Source organism: Vibrio sp. JCM 18905, from assembly GCF_055393305.1.
Genome location: NZ_AP043879.1, coordinates 265885 through 285875, shown reverse-complemented (window position 1 = coordinate 285875; position 19991 = coordinate 265885). Strand labels below are relative to the sequence as shown.

The window sequence follows — 19991 nt, the reverse complement described above, 5'->3', positions numbered from 1 at the left end:
AGAAGATCCTGAATCACGCTCCTCCGTCGCTTTCAGGATGATGGCAGGCCGGGATGGCCGCTCGCTGTTATACGAACGGCATTACCGTATTAAATACGCTGTTTTAATCTCGAATTACTTTTCTAACACAGTAAAGCGCATGTTGTAGGCGTTCTTCTCATCGGCTTGATACGTTTCTGAGTAAGTTTCCTTAAACTCGTCTCCCCAATCTGGGAACTGAGTATCACCATCAATCGCGGCTTCAATGTGTGTTACATACAGTTTATTGGCCATCGGTAGGCAAGCTGCGTAAATCGCACCACCACCAATGATCATCACTTCTTCCACGTCACCAGCAACTTCTAAAGCTTGCTCAATCGATGTTACGGTAGTAACGCCTTCGATCTTTAGTGTCTCATCACGGCTGATAACAATATTCAAGCGACCAGGTAAAGGGCGACCAATAGACTCATAGGTTTTGCGTCCCATCACAACCGGTTTTCCCATGGTACAACGCTTAAACCAAGCGAAATCGGCGGGAAGATGCCAAGGCATTTGATTGTCTTTGCCAATGATGCGATTGTCGGCCATCGCGGCAATCATACTAATGATCATGTTAGGTCCTTATACAATTGGTCTGCGGCGATAGAATAACAGCCCTGGAACAGCAAGACCAACAGCTAAACCTGCAATAATAAACATGGCCTTAAGAAAGTTCTCCATACAAGTTGCAACGAGCTCAGGTGAATAACCGATATGGTTGATCTCAACCATGGCTATCATTGCTTTGTAAGCAAACACGCCAGGTACCATCGGGATCAAAGCTGCCACAGTGAACACTTTTGGGTGCGCGAGAAAGCGGCGAGACCAGTACACACCAATCATCCCAACTAGCGTCGCGGCAAAAAAGGTCGCCCATTCAATGGGAATACCAAACTGCATCATCAAATAACGGCTGCCGTGTCCAATCGCGCCGCCAACAGCGCAATACACTAAAGCTCTTTGTGGCACGTTAAAAACCAGTGCAAATCCAACTGCGGGAATCGCAGCGAAAAACATGTCATTCAGCAGGCCAAGCATCAAATCAAACAAACTCATTAGATTGCCCACCCCCAAATTCCAGTAACGCTCATCGCAGCAACGATGCCCAAACACGTCGCCAACGTCAGTAAGCTGGCCATCACAAACCGGGCAATACCCATGTTAATGTGCCCTTTCAGCATGTCTGCCACCGAGTTAATCAACGGGAAACCCGGTACGAGCATTAATACCGACGATGCCATTGCAACGGTGGGCAGATTGCCGATTTGGTAGATTTCCGCTTGCGCAGAAATTAAGGTCGTGACAAAGGCGGTCGCTGCAAAGTTCAGTAAAGGATTAAAGTGACGATGACCAATTTCTTGGCGAACGATCATGCCACCAGCTGATGCTAAAAAGGTCATAACAAATACCCCCAAATCACCACCTGCCAGATGACTGAATGCCGCACATGACAAGCCAATCATAAACACCACCAGCCAGCGGTTATAACGCTCTGGACTGATGGCGTTCAGCTTTTTCTGCGCCATGGTTGCATCGAGCAGCCCACGCTCCATCATGATGCAGATACGTTGAATTTGCGTAATAACGCGCATATTAATGCCACGATCGGCACAACTTCGGGTAGTGGTGATGCAGTGTCCATCCATTACCGTCGTTACAACCAATGCATTGGCTGATAGCGCAACCGCAACTTCATTAACCCCACAAGCAAGGCCAATACGGCGCATAATATCGCTCACCAGAGTACTTTCAGCACCATGAGCGAGTAGCATTTGCCCGGCCTGGGCAACAAGGCGAGAAATAGATCGTTGAGTGGATACCGCCAACTCTCCAGACGGTATGGTTTCTAGAGTCATAAATAAGTCTAATTCCTTTTAGGGTGTTGCTCATTCATACGCGAGAGGTCCAAACTAGCCCTCAAAAATCACGACGTATCGGCTATTGTGCCGTAAATCACACCATCTAAATATGATTTAGATACAAAAAAAGCCGCAATAAATAATTGCGGCTTAATGAATTATAGACAAACAGGCATTATTTGACGGTTCTGATTAGTCACGAACGTAGACAACGTGACCGTCATCTTCTTCATCGTCCCAGTCATCCCAATCGTCGTCATCATCTTCAGTGATAACGTCTTTACCCGCCATCGCATCTTTATGGTAGTCATCCCACATGAAGTTAACTTTATCTTCTTCAGCCACTTCTTCCTCTTCGCGAGGTAGATTATCCATAAAGTCAGCCAGTTTGTAACAAAGCTCTTTAGTGCCGTTACGGTTGATCGCCGAGATCTTAAAGTACTCGTCTTCCCAGCCTAGTGCGTCTAAGATTTCTTGGATCTTCTCATTCGCTTCTTCTTCAGGCATTAAATCAACTTTGTTGAATACTAACCAGCGTGGCTTGCTTGCCAGTTTTTCACTGTATTGCTCTAGCTCATCAATGATCGTTAGTGCATTTTGCACCGGATCAGACTGATCAATTGGCATAATATCGATCATGTGCAGCAACACTCGGCAACGCTCTAAGTGCTTCAAGAATCGAATACCAAGACCAGCGCCATCTGCTGCACCTTCGATAAGACCTGGAATGTCTGCAACAACAAAGCTTTTCTCTGGTACGACACTCACTACGCCCAAGCTTGGGATCAACGTCGTGAATGGGTAATCAGCGACTTTTGGTTTTGCTGCTGAGACTGCGCGGATAAAGGTTGATTTACCTGCATTAGGTAGACCAAGCATACCAACGTCAGCAAGAAGCAATAGCTCAAGGCGAATTTCACGTACTTCACCTTTTGTGCCTAATGTTCTTTGACGAGGCGCGCGGTTTACTGAAGATTTGAAACGCGTGTTACCTAGACCGTGCCAACCGCCTTTTGCGATCATCACTTTCTTACCGTGTTCAGCAACTTCTGCCACGATTTCATTTGTGTGGATATCCACTGCGCGCGTACCTACAGGCACACGAAGAACGATGTCTTTACCACGTTTACCAGTACAGTTACCACCGCGGCCATTCTCACCACGCTCCGCTTCGTAGAAGCGCTGGAAACGATAATCAATCAGAGTGTTAAGGTTTTCATCGGCTTGGATATAAACATCACCACCGTCGCCACCATCACCGCCATCAGGGCCACCTTTAGTGATGAATTTTTCACGCCAGAAACTGACAACGCCGCTACCGCCGTCGCCAGCCTGAACTTTTACTACCGCTTCATCTACGAACTTCATCTTTTACTCCGACTACTTCGTGCGTGGATTAAATCTACTTTGTCATCTGACAATTTTAGCAGATGACAGATCTAAGCTCCCAGCCCACAAATAAGGTGGAAACGAGAAACTTCGATATGTCGACTGCCATAAATAAAAAACCCCGCCGATTCGGCAGGGCTTTTGAATTCAGCTTAAAGCTATTAAGTAACTTGGTAAAAACCTAATTACTCAGCTTCGATGCTTACAAACTTACGGTTCTTAGGACCTTTCACTTCGAACTTCACTTTACCTTCAGTAAGAGCGAATAGAGTGTGGTCTTTACCGATACCTACGTTGTTACCAGCGTGGAACTTAGTACCACGTTGACGAACGATGATGTTACCTGCAAGTACAGATTCACCACCGAAACGCTTAACACCTAGACGTTTGCTTTCTGAATCGCGGCCGTTACGAGTAGAACCACCAGCTTTTTTGTGTGCCATTGTTAAACTCTCCTAATAGATTAAGCGTTGATACCAGTGATCTTCACTTCAGTGAACCACTGACGGTGACCCTGTTGCTTACGAGAGTGCTTACGACGACGGAACTTAACGATTTTAACTTTATCGCCACGACCGTGTTGTACAACTTCAGCAACAATTTTGCCGCCCTCTACAAGAGGAGCACCAACTTTGATGTCTTCGCCGTTAGCAACAAGAAGAACTTTATCAAATTCTACAGTTGCACCAGTTTCAACGTCTAATTTCTCTAAACGAAGAGTTTGACCTTCGCTTACACGGTGTTGTTTACCACCAGATTGGAAAACAGCGTACATATTTTACTCCGCTTTTTCCGCACAGCCTTTCTTGAGGGTGTGCGCTAAACTAATCATCAATAGGGCGCAGATTCTACAGAATAGATGCTCCTATGACAAGCCATATTTTGAAAAAATTGGCGAAAAGCTAATCGCCAAAGAAAAGTGCGGCAATCATGCCCTTTAGTAATGTATTAATCAACGTTTTTTAGTGTATTATTCGACAATTATATAAATCGAATAAGCCTTGCAGGGTCTAACTTCAGCCGGATATACGATGGATTTTAAAACTATCCAAGCGCTTACTGCCGATGACATGGCAAAAGTGAATGAAACAATTCAAGCCCAACTTAATTCTGATGTCTCTTTAATCAACCAGCTCGGTTTTTATATCGTGAGTGGTGGAGGCAAACGTCTGAGACCGCTTTTAGCGATACTGTCAGCCCGCGCACTTGGTTACCAAGGCAACGGTCATACAATGGCAGCTGCGTTTATTGAGTTCATCCATACAGCGACTTTGCTGCATGATGACGTGGTCGACGAATCAGACATGCGCCGCGGTAAAGCAACTGCGAATGCTGCATTTGGCAATGCTGCTAGCGTGTTAGTTGGGGACTTTATCTATACTCGCTCATTCCAAATGATGACGGAGCTAGGATCCATGAAGATCCTTAAGCTAATGAGCAACGCCGTAAACGTGATCGCCGAAGGTGAAGTTCAGCAGTTGATGAACTGTAACGATCCTGACACGACAGAAGAAAGCTACATGCAAGTCATCTACTCTAAGACAGCACGCTTATTTGAGTCTGCAACTCAAATTGGCGCAATCTTAAACGATGCTCCTGAGCATGTTGAAATCGCAATGCAAAATTACGGTAAGTATTTGGGTACTGCGTTTCAGCTTATTGATGACGTCATGGATTACACCTCTGATGGCGAAGACATGGGTAAAAATGTGGGGGATGATTTGGCTGAAGGCAAGCCAACTTTACCTCTACTTCACGCTATGCGTAATACCACGCCAGACAATGCCATCATGATTCGCGAAGCAATTGAGAAGGCCAATGGCATGGATCGCTTAGAAGAAATTCTCGCGGTGATGAAAGAGGCCGGATCTCTGGAATACACGACGCAAAAAGCACTAGAAGAAGCAGACAAAGCAATCGAAGAACTATCAGTATTGCCGGAATCTGAATACAAGCAAGCGCTTATTACTCTGGCTCATGTCGCGGTACAACGCACGAAGTAATCATAGCAACCCATAACGCAAGACTTAAAACAAAAAGGAAGAGCAAGCTCTTCCTTTTTTGTATCTGATACCTAATGCCGTGATAGGCGCTAGTAATATCTGTCACTACCGCCATGCAGTTGTGGGTCATCTTCTATTTCATCAAAGCTAACCGCAATCTGCTGATCAGAGCCTTGTTTCGACAACAGTACCGTCTCTGCTTCACGGTCGACCACCAATATAGTACCTACGCCCTGCTGGCACTCAACAACCATGCCTTTACGGATTCGACTTGCTTCCATCATCTTCTCCTTCACCACGTTGTTTTTATCAAGTAATTTTACGAAGCAGAGAAGCCAAAGATCAAAAAAGCCGATCATTTTGATCGGCTTTCTTCTTATTCGAGCTTTCTAGATTACTTTGCGAATTCAACACCAATGTTGATGTCGCCATTTAGTGTTTCTAGCATACCGTCTAGTGCAGACTTTTCGTAGTCGCTGAGTTTGCCGTAGCTTAGTACTTCTTCTACGCCTTCTTTACCCAGTTTCACAGGCTGTGCGAAGTAAGTCGCATGTTCACCGTCGCCTTCAACGTATGCACATTCAACTACGCCTTCTTCACCTTGAAGAGCACGAACTAGAGACAGACCAAAGCGACATGCAGCTTGGCCCATTGATAGTGTTGCACTACCACCACCCGCTTTCGCTTCTACAACTTCGGTACCTGCGTTTTGAATACGTTTCGTTAATGCTTCTACTTCTTCAGCTGTAAACTCAACGCCTTCCACTTGAGACAGTAGAGGTAAGATCGTTACGCCAGAGTGACCACCGATAACAGGTACGCGAATGTCACCTGGATCTTTGTCTTTTAGCTCTGCAACGAATGTTTCTGAACGGATAACGTCAAGTGTTGTTACACCGAACAAGCGACGCTTATCGTAAACACCCGCTTTCTTAAGTACTTCAGCGGCAATTGGCACTGTTGTATTTACCGGGTTTGTGATGATACCAACACAAGCTTTCGGACAAACAACCGCAATCTTCTCCGCTAGCGACTTAACAATACCAGCATTTACATTGAATAGATCCGCGCGATCCATACCAGGCTTACGAGCAACACCTGCAGAAATCAGCACAACATCCGCACCTTCTAGTGCTGGAGTAGGATCTTCACCCGCGTAACCTTTGATAGAAACTGGCGTCGGGATGTGGCTAAGATCAGCAGCCACACCAGGAGTTACTGGAGCAATATCGTATAGGGCTAAATCAGAACCAGCAGGAAGACGGTTCTTAAGTAGAAGGGCCAGGGCTTGACCGATGCCACCAGCGGCACCAATAACGGCTACTTTCATGTAGTTCTCCTTGAGAGTATTCTCTTATAAACGTATTCGTAGGGTAGTTTGTAACCAACTTAAATAAAGCTATCGGAATCACAACTTGATTACAATCAATTAACGCTAGCTTTGCGACCTCGCGCAACTCGCTGTTACCGTGCTACAAATGGGGCTTGGATTATTCTTTTATTCTGTTGAAATGACAAGGAATTCAAGAAAACAAAAACAGCCCTACTTCATATAGTTAAAGAATTCCATGTGGTATATAGTTTACAGTGACGTAACTAACATAATACTGGGACTCTTTGGCACCGCATGAATATATATGCGAGAATATGCAAAATTGCTGACCCGTAATAAGAGATTCGTAATGACTATGCGCAATTCAGAAAAACAAGACAACTTAGTCCGCGCCTTTAAAGCCCTATTAAAAGAAGAGAGCTTTGGCTCACAGGGTGAGATTGTTGATGCACTCAAACAACAAGGATTTGAAAGCATTAACCAATCGAAAGTATCACGCATGCTGACTAAATTTGGCGCCGTCCGCACACGCAATGCAAAAATGGAAATGGTTTACTGCCTTCCTGCTGAGCTAGGCGTACCGACTGTAAGCAGCTCTTTGCGTGAACTGGTGCTAGATATTGACCATAACGCGGCATTAGTTGTTATCCATACTGGCCCTGGTGCTGCGCAGTTGATTGCTCGCTTGCTTGACTCACTGGGTAAATCCGAAGGTATTCTTGGTGTTGTTGCAGGTGATGACACTATCTTTATCACTCCAACGATGGCGATTACGACTGAACAGTTGTTCAAATCAGTGTGTGAACTGTTCGAATACACTGGCTAAGTTCTTTCACATTTAGATCAGCTAACTCTTTGTGGGCTATAAAAGAAATCTCATTTTGTAGCCCATGATTTATGTAAATTTTTTGCTTATCCAGACCATTATTTAACCACCTATTTTGTGATTAACATCACGCAATTGATCTTTTTCACTTCGTTCACTTAATACTTATTAAGTGTTTGTTATAAAAAGAATTAAATCACAAATCTAACACTATCCTCCTGCACAAGATTCAGACTTATCAACTATAACATTTAACAATTGGATAATTTTCTGCCAATTTTTTGTTATGATTCGCTCGCTTTTTCAAACGATTGGATTGGAAAAGATGCCGTTTCCAAATAGGAAACTCCAGAAGTGATTTATGGTTATTTCCGGGTAAATAATGAATATAAGGAAGGGAAATTCATGGCATTTAACAAACTTCTCAAAGTAGGCGCTATCGCTGCAGCAGTAATGGGTGCAGGCGCAGTTAACGCTCAAGAGTTTATTACTATCGGTACTGGCTCTGTTACAGGTGTTTACTACCCTACTGGTGGTGCTATCTGTAAATTGGTCAATAAAGGTCGTAAAGAACACAACATTCGTTGTTCAGTAGAATCGACTGGCGGCTCTATTTACAACGTTAACACTATCCGTGCTGGCGAGTTAGATTTTGGTATCGTGCAATCGGATTGGCAGTACCACGGCTACAATGGTACGAGTAAGTTTGCGGAACAAGGCCCGTACAAAAAGCTACGTGCAATGTTCTCTCTTCATACAGAACCTTTCAACATCATTGCTCGTGCAGATTCAGGTATCGAAAACGTTGAAGACCTAAAAGGTAAGCGCGTAAACATCGGTAACCCTGGCTCTGGTGACCGTGCAACCATGGGCGTTGTTATGGAAGCGATGGGCTGGACAAACGACAGCTTCAAATTGGCTTCTGAACTAAAGGGCTCTGAGCGTTCTCAAGCACTTTGTGACAACAAAATTGACGCATTCATTTACATGGTGGGTCACCCGAACGGTTCAATCAAAGAAGCAACAACATCATGTGATGCTAAGCTAGTTTCTGCAACAGGTCCGAAAATCGATAAGATTGTTGCTGATAACCCATACTACGCCTTTAGCTCAGTGCCGGCTGGCATGTATCGTGGCACAGACAAAGACGTAAACAGCTTTGGTGTTGCGGCAACGATGGTTACAACAGCAGACGTTTCAGACGATGTCGCTTACAACGTTGCAAAAGCCGTGTTTGAAAACTTCGATACGTTCAAACGTCTACACCCTGCGTTTGCAAACCTGAAAAAAGAAGACATGGTGAAAGCGGGTCTATCTATCCCTCTTCACCCAGGTGCAGAAAAATACTACAAAGAAGTGGGTCTACTTAAGTAACTTCCTCAGACTCCAAACTCACAGGCAGGAAAAGATGGTTTTCTGCCTGTTTGAGCATGCAGGTTGTAGCACGTGCTAACCGCATGCTTCATTCGCCAGTTTTCTTCCGAAAATTGCGAGTTCATACCCAAGAAAAACTTAAACGCCGCCTAGCAGAGTCTCCAAAATTCAACACTTTGAGTTCAGGCAGCAAAATACTCGAAAGCAAACTTCGCTCCATTCGCTACACTGATAAAGGCGAAGTGTGGTTCTCGATAAAAATCCGACAGGACCATCAATAATAAGGAAAAAGTACATGGCGACGAATCAAGCTCCGTCACAAGATGTGCAAGAAATGGTGGCTCAGGCAGACACAGGTGCACGTAGCCCCTCGGGAATGCAAGGACGAATCCTTTGGTTTGTTCCTCTGTGTTGGTCACTATTTCAATTATGGTACGCATCTCCGCTACCATTTATTTTTAATTTCGGCGTACTGAACGACACGGAAGCGCGATCAATCCACCTCACTTTCGCGATCTTCTTGGCTTTCACTGCTTATCCAGCGATGAAAAATTCCCCTCGCGATCATATCCCTCTTGTCGATTGGATATTGGCGCTAGCAGGTAGTTTTTCTGCGGCATATATTTACCTTTTTTATACCGAGCTAGCTGGACGTTCCGGTGCACCAACAACGGTAGATATCGTCGTTGCTGTCATCGGTATGGTTCTCCTTTTAGAAGCAACACGCCGAGCGCTCGGTCCACCACTGATGGTGGTTGCTGCTGTCTTCCTTACTTACACCTTTGCCGGCCCTTACATGCCCGATGTTATCGCGCATAAAGGAGCGAGCTTAAACAAGGCCATGTCTCACTTATGGCTAACAACGGAAGGTGTATTCGGTGTCGCATTAGGCGTTTCAACCTCTTTTGTGTTCTTGTTTGTATTGTTTGGCGCCATGCTGGAACGCGCTGGCGCAGGTGCTTACTTCATTAAAGTCGCCTTTTCTTTACTGGGTCATATGAAAGGTGGTCCTGCAAAAGCGGCCGTTGTTGCATCTGGTTTATCCGGGCTTGTTTCTGGCTCTTCAATCGCAAACGTGGTAACCACTGGTACCTTTACCATTCCATTGATGAAACGTGTCGGTTTTCCGGGCACCAAAGCGGGAGCCGTTGAAGTTGCCGCCTCAACCAATGGTCAGTTAACGCCACCAATCATGGGCGCGGCGGCATTCTTGATGGTGGAATATGTCGGTATCTCCTACGTTGAGGTGATTAAGGCTGCCCTACTTCCGGCACTTATCTCTTACATCGCTTTGATTTACATCGTTCACCTTGAGGCGTGTAAAGCGGGTATGACAGGTCTTCCTCGTCGCCACAACCCAACGTTAGTACAAAGTTTGCTTTCCTTTACTGGCACAATCTTGGGACTGTGTGTGATCAGCGCATTGGTTTACTACGGAGTGGGTTGGACGAAAGATGTCTTTGGTGATGCCGCGACGCCAATTGTTACGGTTGCCCTGTTAATTGCGTACGTTGGCTTGGTGAAGATCTCAGCAAATCATGTGCAAGATGGCGCAATTGAGATTGATGCAGAGTTAACAGAAGTACCAGATCCTGGCCCAACGGTTAAATCTGGTTTGCACTATCTACTGCCTATCGTTGTATTGGTTTGGTGTCTGACTGTAGAGCGCTTCTCGCCAGGTCTTTCAGCATTCTGGGCAACAGTGTTCATGATTTTCATTTTGCTGACTCAGCGTCCATTGATTGCTCTGTTATCAAAGCAAGGTGACATGATGCAGCAAACCAAAGATGGCTTCGTTGATCTGGCTGAGAGCTTGGTTGCTGGCGCTCGTAACATGATTGGTATCGGCGTTGCAACGGCAGCGGCAGGTACCGTGGTTGGGGTCGTCACCCTAACGGGTATTGGCCTAGTTATGACCGACTTCGTTGAGTTTATCTCTGGCGGTAGCATCATTCTTATGCTGCTGTTTACTGCAATAATCAGCTTGGTTCTTGGGATGGGTCTACCGACAACGGCGAACTACATCGTCGTCTCTACGTTGATGGCACCGGTTATTGTCACGCTAGGTGCAGCACATGGCTTGATCATCCCACTCATTGCGGTGCACTTGTTCGTTTTCTACTTTGGTATTTTGGCCGACGACACCCCACCCGTAGGTCTTGCGGCATTTGCGGCGGCTGCGATTGCTAAATCAGACCCAATTCGTACCGGTATCCAAGGCTTTACTTACGATATTCGAACCGCCATTTTGCCATTCATGTTTGTGTTCAATACCCAACTACTATTGATGGGGATAGACTCTTGGTGGCATTTAGCACTCACGGTTATCTCATCGATCATTGCGATGCTGATCTTTTCCGCCGCTACACAAGGATGGTGGTTCACACGTAACAAGTGGTGGGAAACCGTTCTATTATTAGTACTGACATTTTCGTTTTTCCGTCCTGGTTTTTGGTGGGACATGCTGTATCCAGCGAAAGTTCTTTCTCCTGGCGTTGAGGTAGCTCAAATCACGGAAACGCTAAATGTAGGAGAATCATTGGAGCTACGTGTTGCCGGCGAAAACCTTGAGGGCGACTACATCGAGAAAACGGTTCGTCTTCCATTCGAAGACAGTGCGACAACAGCGGAAGCACGTATTTCGTCTATGGGTCTGATGCTGACCGAAAGCGACAACAAAATGATTGTCGATATGGTCGAGTTTGGTAGTCCGGCAGAGTCTGCAGGTATCGACTTTGATTGGGAGATCAAGTGGGTGATCCAAGATGCAGAACGTCCGATGAAAGAATGGGTATTTGTGCCATGCTTAATGATTTTGCTGGTGCTTGCCATGAACCAAAAACGTCGTGCTCGTAAGGAACAATTGAGCGCATAACCGATTTGGCCCCGAGGACAAGGGGCCTTAGTGAGAGACATTGAATGTACAAACAAATTCTTGTTCCGGTTGATCTAAATGACCAAGGCTTTTCAGACCGAGCGGTTGAACTAGCGGTTTGGCAGGCAAAGCAAGCGAATGCGCAAATCCACCTCCTAACAGTACTACCTGGTATTCACATGTCGATGGTTGCTACATACTTCCCAAAAGATGCAGCAGCCAAAATGAAGCAAGACGTGAAGCAGCAATTAAAAGCTTTTGCCAATAAGCATATTGCTGAAGATGTTGTGTACCAAGTGCATGTTGCTGAGGGCAAAGCCTACGCGACGATTCTTGATTATGCAGAGCGCTTGGGCGCTGATCTCATCATTATGCCAAGTCACAAGCGTTCTAAAATCAATAAAGTAATGCTTGGCTCTGTCGCAAGTAAGGTCGTGGAATATTCTCCAATCAATGTGATGGTCGTGAAACCGCAAGGTTAAACAACTAAAGAAACGAAAAAGGACGCTAACATTAGCGTCCTTTTTATATTGAACAAGTAATGATTATGCCATTACTGGGTAATCAGTATAACCTTCTGCTCCACCTAAATAAAAGTGCTCAGGTTTTGCCTCATTAAGAGGTGCATTTTTCTTAAATCGCTCAACTAAATCAGGGTTGGCGATAAATGGAACGCCAAATGCGACCACATCAACTTGATTTTCTGCAATTGCCGTTGTCGCTTCTTGTGCACTGTAGCCCACATTGGCCATTAGGTAACCTTGATAGTTTTCGCGTGCTGGCTTGAGAACATCTGCTTTTTGTACGCCCTTTAGATCCGCACGCATCACGTGCCAATAAGCAAGATCGAAAGCATTAAGTTGCTTAGCTAAGTAACGAACCAAGCCAACCGGATCGCTGTCTTTCATGTCATTAAATCCATTTAATGGTGATGTGCGCAGCCCTACTCTTCCAGGTCCCCATACCTCGACCACTTCTTTAACTATCTCAAGTAAAAAACGGGCACGATTTTCGACTGAGCCACCGTATTCATCAGTACGTAAATTCGATCCATCACGAAGAAAGTTATCGATAAGATAACCATTGGCGCCATGTATCTCCACACCATCAAAGCCTGCTCTCTTAGCGTTTTTCGCACCTTGCTTAAACGCTGCCACAATGGAAGCTATCTCATCCACTTCGAGTGCTCGTGGTACCGTATATGCTTGCTTACCTGAAGGGGTATGAACTAACTCATCACGAATGGCTAGTGCGCTCGCTGCAACAGGCGTTTTCCCGTCATTCAGTTCAGGATGACAAGCGCGTCCCGCATGCCAAATTTGCAATACGATCTTACCGCCTCTTTCATGAACCGCATCCGTTACCTTTTTCCAAGCTGCAATTTGTTCTTCGTTATAAATGCCCGGTTCTGCCATAAAAGCAGACGTTCCTTCCATCACCATGGTGCATTCAGCAATGATAAGTCCAGCACTCGCGCGTTGAGCATAGTACTCAACCATAAGGTCATTCGGGATATGATCTGCGCTGGCACGAGCGCGCGTTAAAGGGGCCATAATGGCACGGTTATTTAATGCTAATTGACCGAGTTCGATAGGAGAAAATAAGTCTACAGAGTTGGACATGTTGTTTACCTCAAATGACAATAACTTGATGGCTAAGGATGAAGAGCCAGACTATAATCAGATCAATATTGAAACAATATGGATAATTGAAAGTGATTGTTCGAAATTTAGAAACAATTGACTTTAGGACGCTCTCTATCTTTGTCACAAGCTGTCGACTACTGAGCTTAACCAAGTGCGCGCTGGAGTTAAACCTACCAAAATCTACTGTTAGTAAAGCCATAACCAAACTCGAACAACACTTTGAAGCCAAGCTCCTAGAGCGCACGACCCGAAAGTTGGTGATTACCGAAGCTGGTCAAATGGTTTTAGAGCGTGCTGCAAGCTTAGTTGAGGAATTTCACTCGATTGGTCAAGACGTTCAGGAAATGGAACAGCAGATCCAAGGTCGGCTTCGCATTGCTGCGCCACCAGCCTTGGACGCGTATATGGCTGAGCACATCTTTTTACCATTTTTAAAACAATGGCCAAAAGTACAAATTGCGTTAGAAGCATCGAACGATTTTGTTGATCTATTTTCACACGGTTTTGATATGGCAATTCGAGTCGGCCAGATCGTCGATGATCGACTGATTGCTAAAAAATTGGGTTACACCACCCGAGTATTGGCCGCCAGTCCTGAGTATTTAGCTGAGTGTGGCGTACCTAAAACGCCAGAAGATCTGACAACACACAACTGTTTGAGATATCAGTATGTTTCAGAGATAGGCCCTTGGACGTTGATTTCGCAGGACAGCACCGTCAACGTCTCGGTAAGCAGTAACTTCTCTAGCACCACCGTAGAAGCGGTATTAAAAGGCGCACTCAAAGGATTGGGAATCGCTAACTTACCTATGCAAAACATGACGCAAGAGCTAGAAAATGGCTCCTTAGTCAGAGTCTTACCTCAATGGCACACGGTACCAATGCCCATTTATTTAGTCTATCGTCCTGGCGCAAACCGAACGCGACGAGTACAAGCGATGATTGACCATATCATGAGCCTAAGATCTCAATTTGAATTTGGTCCTCGACATGGTTTGTGTTGCGGAGAAGCATAACCCAGCCACCATTGAGCATTAGCGTGCGGCTCGGATAAATGCCGAAAGCTTCTCACTAGCATGCTGCTCACTCAATGCAGACATACTATCCGCCGCTTCCACTTTGCCATCAGCCACAAACACAAAGTGGCTGGCAATGGCTTTGGCATCGCTTAAATGGTGCGTGACCATCAATACGGTTATTCCCCGCTCTGCCGCCAGTTTTTTTACCAAGCTCAGCATCTCTTCACGTAAAACCGGATCAAGCGCCGAGAAAGGCTCATCCAACAGCCACATGGGATGAGGCTGAACAAAACAACGCGCCAAGGCAACACGTTGACGCTGCCCTCCAGAAAGGTGCTCAGGCAAACGGTCGAGGTACTCTGCAACGCCAACTTGCTGCGCCGCTTGTTCAATCTGACGCTTTTGGTCTACAGTGAGCTTTAGCCCTGGGTGTAAACCTAAGCCAATGTTGTCACGCACCGACAAGTGAGAAAACAAGTTATGCTCTTGGAACAGCATGGAGAAAGGACGCTGATAAGGCTCTTTACGCACAATAGACTCACCATCAACCCGAATGTCACCTTGGTCAGGATGGATAAACCCAGCCACCAACGCCAGCAACGTCGACTTTCCAGCCCCACTTGGTCCCATCAGCGACACTATCTGACCTTGCTCAATCGTTAAGTCAAAACGAAACAGCTCACGTTGGTAGGTGTACTGCACATCATCCAACACTAACATTACGCTCTCTCCTTCGTTTTCAATACTTTCTCAATCAAGGCAAAACAGCCCACACTCAACAACAACAAGGTCACCGATACCACCGCAGCCGCGTCCATCTGATAGCTGCCAAGCAGCTGGAATAAATACAGAGGTAAAGTGCGGAACTCTTGCCCGCCAAACAACGCGATAGCACTTAAATCGCCAATCGCAAACATAAAGCTGATCGCAAACGCATGTGCGAATGGCTTGCGCAGAGCCTGCCACTCCACCACTTTAAAGCGTTGCCAGCCACGCATGCCTAAGCTGGCACACACATACTGGTACTGTTGCTCAATATGCAGCATTGGCTGTGCCAGCGTTTTGATCACGTAAGGCAAAGCCATCAAACCGTTCACCAAAATCACAACAAAAAACGCCAAGCTAAAAACATCGGTAAATGATCGCAACAGCAAGAATAATCCGGTGCTAATCACCAAACCTGGCGTCACCAAAATAATGGTGCCGATTAACTCAATCTGATCGGCTCGCGTGTTTTTGTACTGCAACCGCCAACGGCGACTGGTCAATAGTATGGACACCCCTGCAGCGACCGCAAGCGCACTGGCTAACCCTGCCACTTTGAGTGAGTTAGATAACGCAGACCAAAAACGTTCATCGGTTAACACCGTCCAAACTTGTTGGTTGATGCCACTCAGTAACACCATCAATAACGGTGGTATCACCAGTAAAAAGGCACCTATGATCCAAAAGCTATCCCAAGCTTTTGACCACCCATGATCCTTCGTTAAATATTGCTGTACCGATGTGCTGCCAGCACTGATAGAAACAGGCTTTGTTAACTTCTGCACTCCAATCGCAAGCAGTCCACATAACAGCATCTGCCACAGCGCCAATAACGCCCCAGCTTGTAAATCAAAATCAAACTTAATCGCTTGGTAAATTGCCAATTCAATGGTGGTAGATTTTGGCCCGCCCCCCAATGCCATTACAGTGGCGAAACTGGTAAAACACAGCATAAATACCAAACCACAAACGTGGGGAAGTTGCTGTCTTAAACGCGGCCATTCCACCCAACGAAACTTATTCCAATGGTTCATACCTAAATGCGCACACAGCTTATGTTGCTCGGCAGGAATAGATTCTAATGCTTGCAACAGCAAGCGCGCCGCGTAAGGTAAATTAAAGAACACATGGGCGAGTAAAATGCCGTTCAAACCGTAAATAGAAAATGGCAGTTTGCTATCGAAACTCTGTAGCCACTGCGCTAACAAACCGCTGTTGCCATAAATCGCTAATAGCCCGAAAACACCAACCAAAACAGGCAAAACTAGCGTCGATGCAAACAGCTTAAGCAGTAATGATTTACCAATAAATTGGCGACGCGAAAGCGCGTGCGCAACTGGAATGGCCAAGCCAACACTGAGCAATGTGGAAAGAAAAGCTTGGTAAAAGCTGAACTTGGTGACATGTTGATAATACGGGTCGTCCCATACCACAGACACATCAAGTGAAGGGGCTTGAACAATCAAAGCACCTAGGGCAGAAACAACAAAGGTCGCGATGATCATCGCGACCCCTAAACCTATTTTTGGAACAGAATTCAAAGGTAAAACCTATCTCATTCAGATGAGGGGTGGAACGTCAGCTAAAATGTCAGTGCGCTTTGCCATTCGCGAATCCAAGACTTACGCATTTTTGCCACTTCATCAGCACTAAAGCTCAACGACTTGTTTGGAACGCTCAAGGTTTCAAAACCTTTAGGTAACTCAACGTCAGTAACAGGGTACATCCAGTTACCCGTTGGCATCGCTGACTGGAACTCATCACTTAAAATGAAATTCATAAATTGATCAGCAAGTTCTGAATTTTTTGCCCCTTTCACTTTAGCGGCGACTTCAACTTGCATGTAGTGACCTTCAGCAAAATTCGCCGTCGCAAACTTTGAATCGTTTTCCGCAATTAAGTGGTACGCAGGTGACGTAGTGTAAGAAAGCACTAAGTCCGACTCGCCGTTAAGGAACATGGAATACGCTTCTGACCAACCTTTCGTGACCGTTACGGTTTTGCTCGCTAGCTTCTGCCACGCTTGCGTCACATCGTCGCCATAAATGGATTTCATCCACAGCATCAAGCCTTGGCCCGGCGTTGACGTACGCGGATCTTGATAAATCACTTTCAAATCGTCGCGCGTTTCCACCAGCTCTTTCATGCTTTTCGGCGGATTAGCCAGTTTCTCTGTGTTGTACACAAACGCGAAGTAGCCGTAATCGTACGGTACAAACGTCGTGTCGCTCCAACCATTTGGTAACACTGTGTTAGCCGTATCCACATTGTGCTCGGTAAGCAGACCGGTTTTCTTCGCTTCTGCCATCAGATTGTTATCCAAACCTAACACGATGTCGGCTTTGCTATTACCGCCTTCAAGACGAAGACGATTCAGGATCGACACACCATCGTCCAACGCCACGAAGTTAACGTCACAGCCACATTTTGCTTCAAAAGCTTGCTCGATTTTAGGACCTGGTCCCCAATCTGCGGCAAAAGAATCGTAGGTATAAATAGTTAATGGGTTTTCAGCAGCAAACGCTGAAGTTGAAGTAATTGCAGCTAAGGCAATCAGACTTGAAGTGGTTTTCACTGCTCGCTCTCCATGAGTATTTCAGAGAAATAAGTTGAGCGGCACAGGGTTGAGGCGGCTATTAAGGACTTCCAATATCCAGACTCAATTCCTACGCCAGCATTATCTGGTTCAGGTAATACGGGTCCCTAGTAAAGCACTTAGGTCTCAGCGCCCAAATGCATTGATTGACTCAATGCTAAATGGGTTTGCTCCCCGATGAGTTGGATGGATTGTAAAGGTATTTGAGTGGTTACACAATCAGCTCACGAACGCTGGTCATAACCCCAACGAGGCACTAAACCTTGCTCAATACCTAAGTGGTCGAGAATTCTCGCCACCATAAAATCCACTAAGTCTTCAATGCTCTTTGGCTGATGGTAGAAACCCGGAGCCGCTGGCATGATGGTGACGCCCATTTGCGATAGCTTGTGCATGTTCTCCAGATGCAGCGTTGAAAATGGTGTTTCGCGAACGACGAGCAACAACTGCCCACGCTCTTTCATCACCACGTCAGCGGCGCGCTCAATCAAGTTATCCGACATACCATGCGCGATCGCCGCAACACTTCCTGCTGAACATGGGCAAACCACCATTTGCTTGGGTGCCGCAGAGCCAGACGCTACCGGTGAGAACCAGTCATCTTTACCGCAAACGGTGATGTTATTTGGATCACAGTTGAGATGCTCCACCAACGCTTGCTTTGCGGCTTCAGGCCCACTTGGCAACTTAAGGTTGTGTTCGGTTGCCATCACGACACGAGCCGCTGAAGAGATCAGAACGTAGACATGATAATCCGCCGCGACCAAACATTCTAAAAGGCGCAGACCATAAGGCGCACCAGATGCTCCAGTTAACGCTAAAGTGATGGCTTTTTCTGCTTGCTGCTGTTTGTTTTGCATAAAATCAGGCTTTTTGTTTAAGTTGCTCGAGGATCTTGCCGTGAATACCGCCAAAGCCACCATTACTCATCACGAGGATTTGGTCACCTGGCTGCGCACGTTCAACGATTTTCGCTACAAAGTTATCGATGTCAGCGTCAACAAAAGCAGGTTGCTGACATTGTTCCGCGATATCTTGCACCGACCATTCGATGTTGTCTGGTTGGAATAAGAACACTTCATCTGCGCTGTGTAGCGAATCCGCGAGTGTGTTTTTGTGCACGCCGCGCTTCATAGTGGCAGAACGAGGTTCCAACACGGCAAGAATGCGTTTTTCGCCTACCTTGTTACGCAAACCACCGACGGTGAGTTCAATTGCCGTTGGGTGATGCGCAAAATCATCGTAAACCGTCACACCTTGCTCTTCACCTTTTAACTCAAGACGGCGCTTGGTGTTAATGAAACGGCCCAGAGCCTGACACGCAAGCTCCGGCGTTACGCCAACGTGTCGCGCCGCGGCAATCGCCATTAACGCATTATCAACGTTATGATCACCCACCAAATCCCATTCGACGGTACCGACCTTCTCGCCTTGTAGAGCAACTTCAAATTTTGAGCCATCGACCACTAATTTGTGCGCCTGCCAGTCGCCATCAACACCTGAAAACTGCTTTTCTGTCCAGCAACCACGCTCTAATACATCCGCCAAAGCTTGGTCTTGCTTCGGAGCTAAGATTAAGCCATTGCCGGGAACCGTTCGCACTAAATGATGGAATTGGCGCTTGATCGCCTCTAGATCATCGAAGATGTCTGCATGATCAAACTCAAGGTTGTTCATGATTAAGGTTCGAGGATGGTAGTGCACAAACTTAGAACGCTTATCGAAAAAAGCACTGTCATATTCGTCCGCTTCAACGACAAAAAACATGCTTTCGCCCAAACGAGCAGAGACTCCAAAGTTACCAAGTACTCCACCAACTAGGAAACCAGGTTGATAACCGCAGTCTTCGAGTATCCAAGCCAGCATGCTCGACGTAGTCGTTTTACCGTGTGTACCCGATACCGCCAATACCCAGCGATCGTGCAGCAAAAACTCGTTGAGCCACTGCGGACCAGAGGTGTAGCGCATGTTGGTATTGAGCACATGTTCAACACATGGGTTACCACGGCTCATGGCATTACCAATCACCACAAGGTCTGGTTGAGGGTCGAGTTGAGACGGGTCGAAGCCTTCAATAATTTCAATACCTTGAGACTCAAGCAACGTGCTCATCGGTGGGTAAACGTTGGCATCAGAACCAGTGACTTTATGCCCTAATTGGCGAGCTAAAATCGCAGCGCCGCCCATAAATGTGCCACAGATACCCAAGATATGAATGTGCATAAACTAAACCTTGTAATGCGTTCTTTAATGCTTTCATTATCGCGATCACAACCAGAAAAGCG

At 46.1% G+C, this 19991-nt stretch carries 20 protein-coding genes and 1 riboswitch; of the genes, 6 read left to right on the top strand and 14 right to left on the bottom strand.

Going from position 1 to position 19991, the window contains the following annotated elements; translation table 11 throughout:
• Positions 1 to 114: 114 nt before the first annotated feature.
• From folA to rplU, 6 genes are all read right to left on the bottom strand, one after another.
• Positions 115 to 594, bottom strand: coding sequence for a type 3 dihydrofolate reductase (gene folA / locus ACZ5ZC_RS09605; RefSeq protein ID WP_139060156.1), 480 nt, complete (start codon positions 592 to 594; stop codon positions 115 to 117).
• A gap of 9 nt (positions 595 to 603) precedes the next feature.
• Entirely contained in the window at positions 604 to 1077 is a 474-nt protein-coding gene (locus tag ACZ5ZC_RS09600; protein WP_005392295.1) for a threonine/serine exporter family protein, read from the bottom strand.
• Positions 1077 to 1877, bottom strand: a complete 801-nt coding sequence (locus tag ACZ5ZC_RS09595; RefSeq protein WP_053809456.1) for a threonine/serine exporter family protein — start codon at positions 1875 to 1877, stop codon at positions 1077 to 1079. Before ACZ5ZC_RS09595 ends, ACZ5ZC_RS09600 begins: the two co-directional genes overlap by 1 nt.
• Before the next feature lie 195 nt (positions 1878 to 2072).
• Complete coding sequence (gene cgtA, locus ACZ5ZC_RS09590; RefSeq protein WP_005383091.1) at positions 2073 to 3248, bottom strand: Obg family GTPase CgtA; 1176 nt, start codon at positions 3246 to 3248, stop codon at positions 2073 to 2075.
• Between the two features lie 206 nt (positions 3249 to 3454).
• Positions 3455 to 3712: a 50S ribosomal protein L27 gene (rpmA, locus tag ACZ5ZC_RS09585; RefSeq protein WP_005383095.1), complete on the bottom strand. Its 258-nt coding sequence runs from the start codon at positions 3710 to 3712 to the stop codon at positions 3455 to 3457.
• 20 nt (positions 3713 to 3732) lie between these two features.
• Complete coding sequence (rplU, locus tag ACZ5ZC_RS09580; protein WP_005383096.1) at positions 3733 to 4044, bottom strand: 50S ribosomal protein L21; 312 nt, start codon at positions 4042 to 4044, stop codon at positions 3733 to 3735.
• 256 nt (positions 4045 to 4300) lie between these two features.
• On the opposite strand from rplU, the gene ispB reads away from it, so the two are divergent.
• Positions 4301 to 5272 carry an octaprenyl diphosphate synthase gene (gene ispB / locus ACZ5ZC_RS09575; protein ID WP_395205587.1) on the top strand — a complete coding sequence of 324 codons (972 nt, stop codon included), beginning with the start codon at positions 4301 to 4303 and terminating at the stop codon, positions 5270 to 5272.
• Positions 5273 to 5361: 89 nt separating this feature from the next.
• On the opposite strand, the gene ACZ5ZC_RS09570 is transcribed toward ispB, so the two are convergent.
• Complete coding sequence (locus ACZ5ZC_RS09570; RefSeq protein ID WP_005392299.1) at positions 5362 to 5553, bottom strand: hypothetical protein; 192 nt, start codon at positions 5551 to 5553, stop codon at positions 5362 to 5364.
• A 113-nt stretch (positions 5554 to 5666) separates the two neighbouring features.
• Entirely contained in the window at positions 5667 to 6602 is a 936-nt protein-coding gene (mdh, locus tag ACZ5ZC_RS09565; protein ID WP_005392300.1) for a malate dehydrogenase, read from the bottom strand.
• 358 nt (positions 6603 to 6960) lie between these two features.
• Between mdh and argR the strand changes: the two genes are divergently transcribed.
• From argR to ACZ5ZC_RS09545, 4 genes are all read left to right on the top strand, one after another.
• Positions 6961 to 7431: a transcriptional regulator ArgR gene (gene argR / locus ACZ5ZC_RS09560; RefSeq protein WP_031780246.1), complete on the top strand. Its 471-nt coding sequence runs from the start codon at positions 6961 to 6963 to the stop codon at positions 7429 to 7431.
• A gap of 405 nt (positions 7432 to 7836) precedes the next feature.
• Positions 7837 to 8805: a TAXI family TRAP transporter solute-binding subunit gene (locus tag ACZ5ZC_RS09555; protein ID WP_005392302.1), complete on the top strand. Its 969-nt coding sequence runs from the start codon at positions 7837 to 7839 to the stop codon at positions 8803 to 8805.
• A gap of 295 nt (positions 8806 to 9100) precedes the next feature.
• Positions 9101 to 11680 (top strand): TRAP transporter permease, encoded by a 2580-nt coding sequence (locus tag ACZ5ZC_RS09550; protein WP_065644958.1) that lies wholly within the window; start codon positions 9101 to 9103, stop codon positions 11678 to 11680.
• A gap of 44 nt (positions 11681 to 11724) precedes the next feature.
• Positions 11725 to 12162, top strand: a complete 438-nt coding sequence (locus ACZ5ZC_RS09545; RefSeq protein WP_005392306.1) for a universal stress protein — start codon at positions 11725 to 11727, stop codon at positions 12160 to 12162.
• 63 nt (positions 12163 to 12225) lie between these two features.
• On the opposite strand, the gene ACZ5ZC_RS09540 is transcribed toward ACZ5ZC_RS09545, so the two are convergent.
• Entirely contained in the window at positions 12226 to 13302 is a 1077-nt protein-coding gene (locus ACZ5ZC_RS09540) for an alkene reductase (protein ID WP_248381530.1), read from the bottom strand.
• Between the two features lie 92 nt (positions 13303 to 13394).
• Here ACZ5ZC_RS09540 and ACZ5ZC_RS09535 point away from each other — a divergent pair, with 92 nt between their 5' ends.
• The gene (locus ACZ5ZC_RS09535; RefSeq protein ID WP_054867221.1) at positions 13395 to 14342 is read left to right on the top strand and encodes a LysR family transcriptional regulator; all 948 of its coding nucleotides are present in this window, start codon (positions 13395 to 13397) and stop codon (positions 14340 to 14342) included.
• Positions 14343 to 14360: 18 nt separating this feature from the next.
• On the opposite strand, the gene thiQ is transcribed toward ACZ5ZC_RS09535, so the two are convergent.
• The 5 genes from thiQ to mpl form a co-directional block, all read right to left on the bottom strand.
• Entirely contained in the window at positions 14361 to 15065 is a 705-nt protein-coding gene (gene thiQ, locus ACZ5ZC_RS09530) for a thiamine ABC transporter ATP-binding protein (RefSeq protein WP_395205586.1), read from the bottom strand.
• A complete protein-coding gene (gene thiP, locus ACZ5ZC_RS09525) occupies positions 15065 to 16651 on the bottom strand; it encodes a thiamine/thiamine pyrophosphate ABC transporter permease ThiP (protein WP_079882924.1) in 1587 nt (528 codons plus the stop codon). The genes thiQ and thiP overlap by 1 nt, the downstream gene beginning before the upstream one ends.
• 41 nt (positions 16652 to 16692) lie before the next feature.
• On the bottom strand, positions 16693 to 17685 hold the full coding sequence (gene thiB / locus ACZ5ZC_RS09520; protein ID WP_006742963.1) for a thiamine ABC transporter substrate binding subunit: 993 nt from the start codon (positions 17683 to 17685) through the stop codon (positions 16693 to 16695).
• Positions 17686 to 17756: 71 nt separating this feature from the next.
• A riboswitch (TPP riboswitch) is annotated at positions 17757 to 17893 on the bottom strand.
• Between the two features lie 37 nt (positions 17894 to 17930).
• Positions 17931 to 18566, bottom strand: coding sequence for a flavin prenyltransferase UbiX (locus ACZ5ZC_RS09515; RefSeq protein WP_006742964.1), 636 nt, complete (start codon positions 18564 to 18566; stop codon positions 17931 to 17933).
• A gap of 4 nt (positions 18567 to 18570) precedes the next feature.
• A complete protein-coding gene (mpl, locus tag ACZ5ZC_RS09510; RefSeq protein ID WP_124007403.1) occupies positions 18571 to 19929 on the bottom strand; it encodes a UDP-N-acetylmuramate:L-alanyl-gamma-D-glutamyl-meso-diaminopimelate ligase in 1359 nt (452 codons plus the stop codon).
• Between the last annotated feature and the right edge of the window lie 62 nt (positions 19930 to 19991).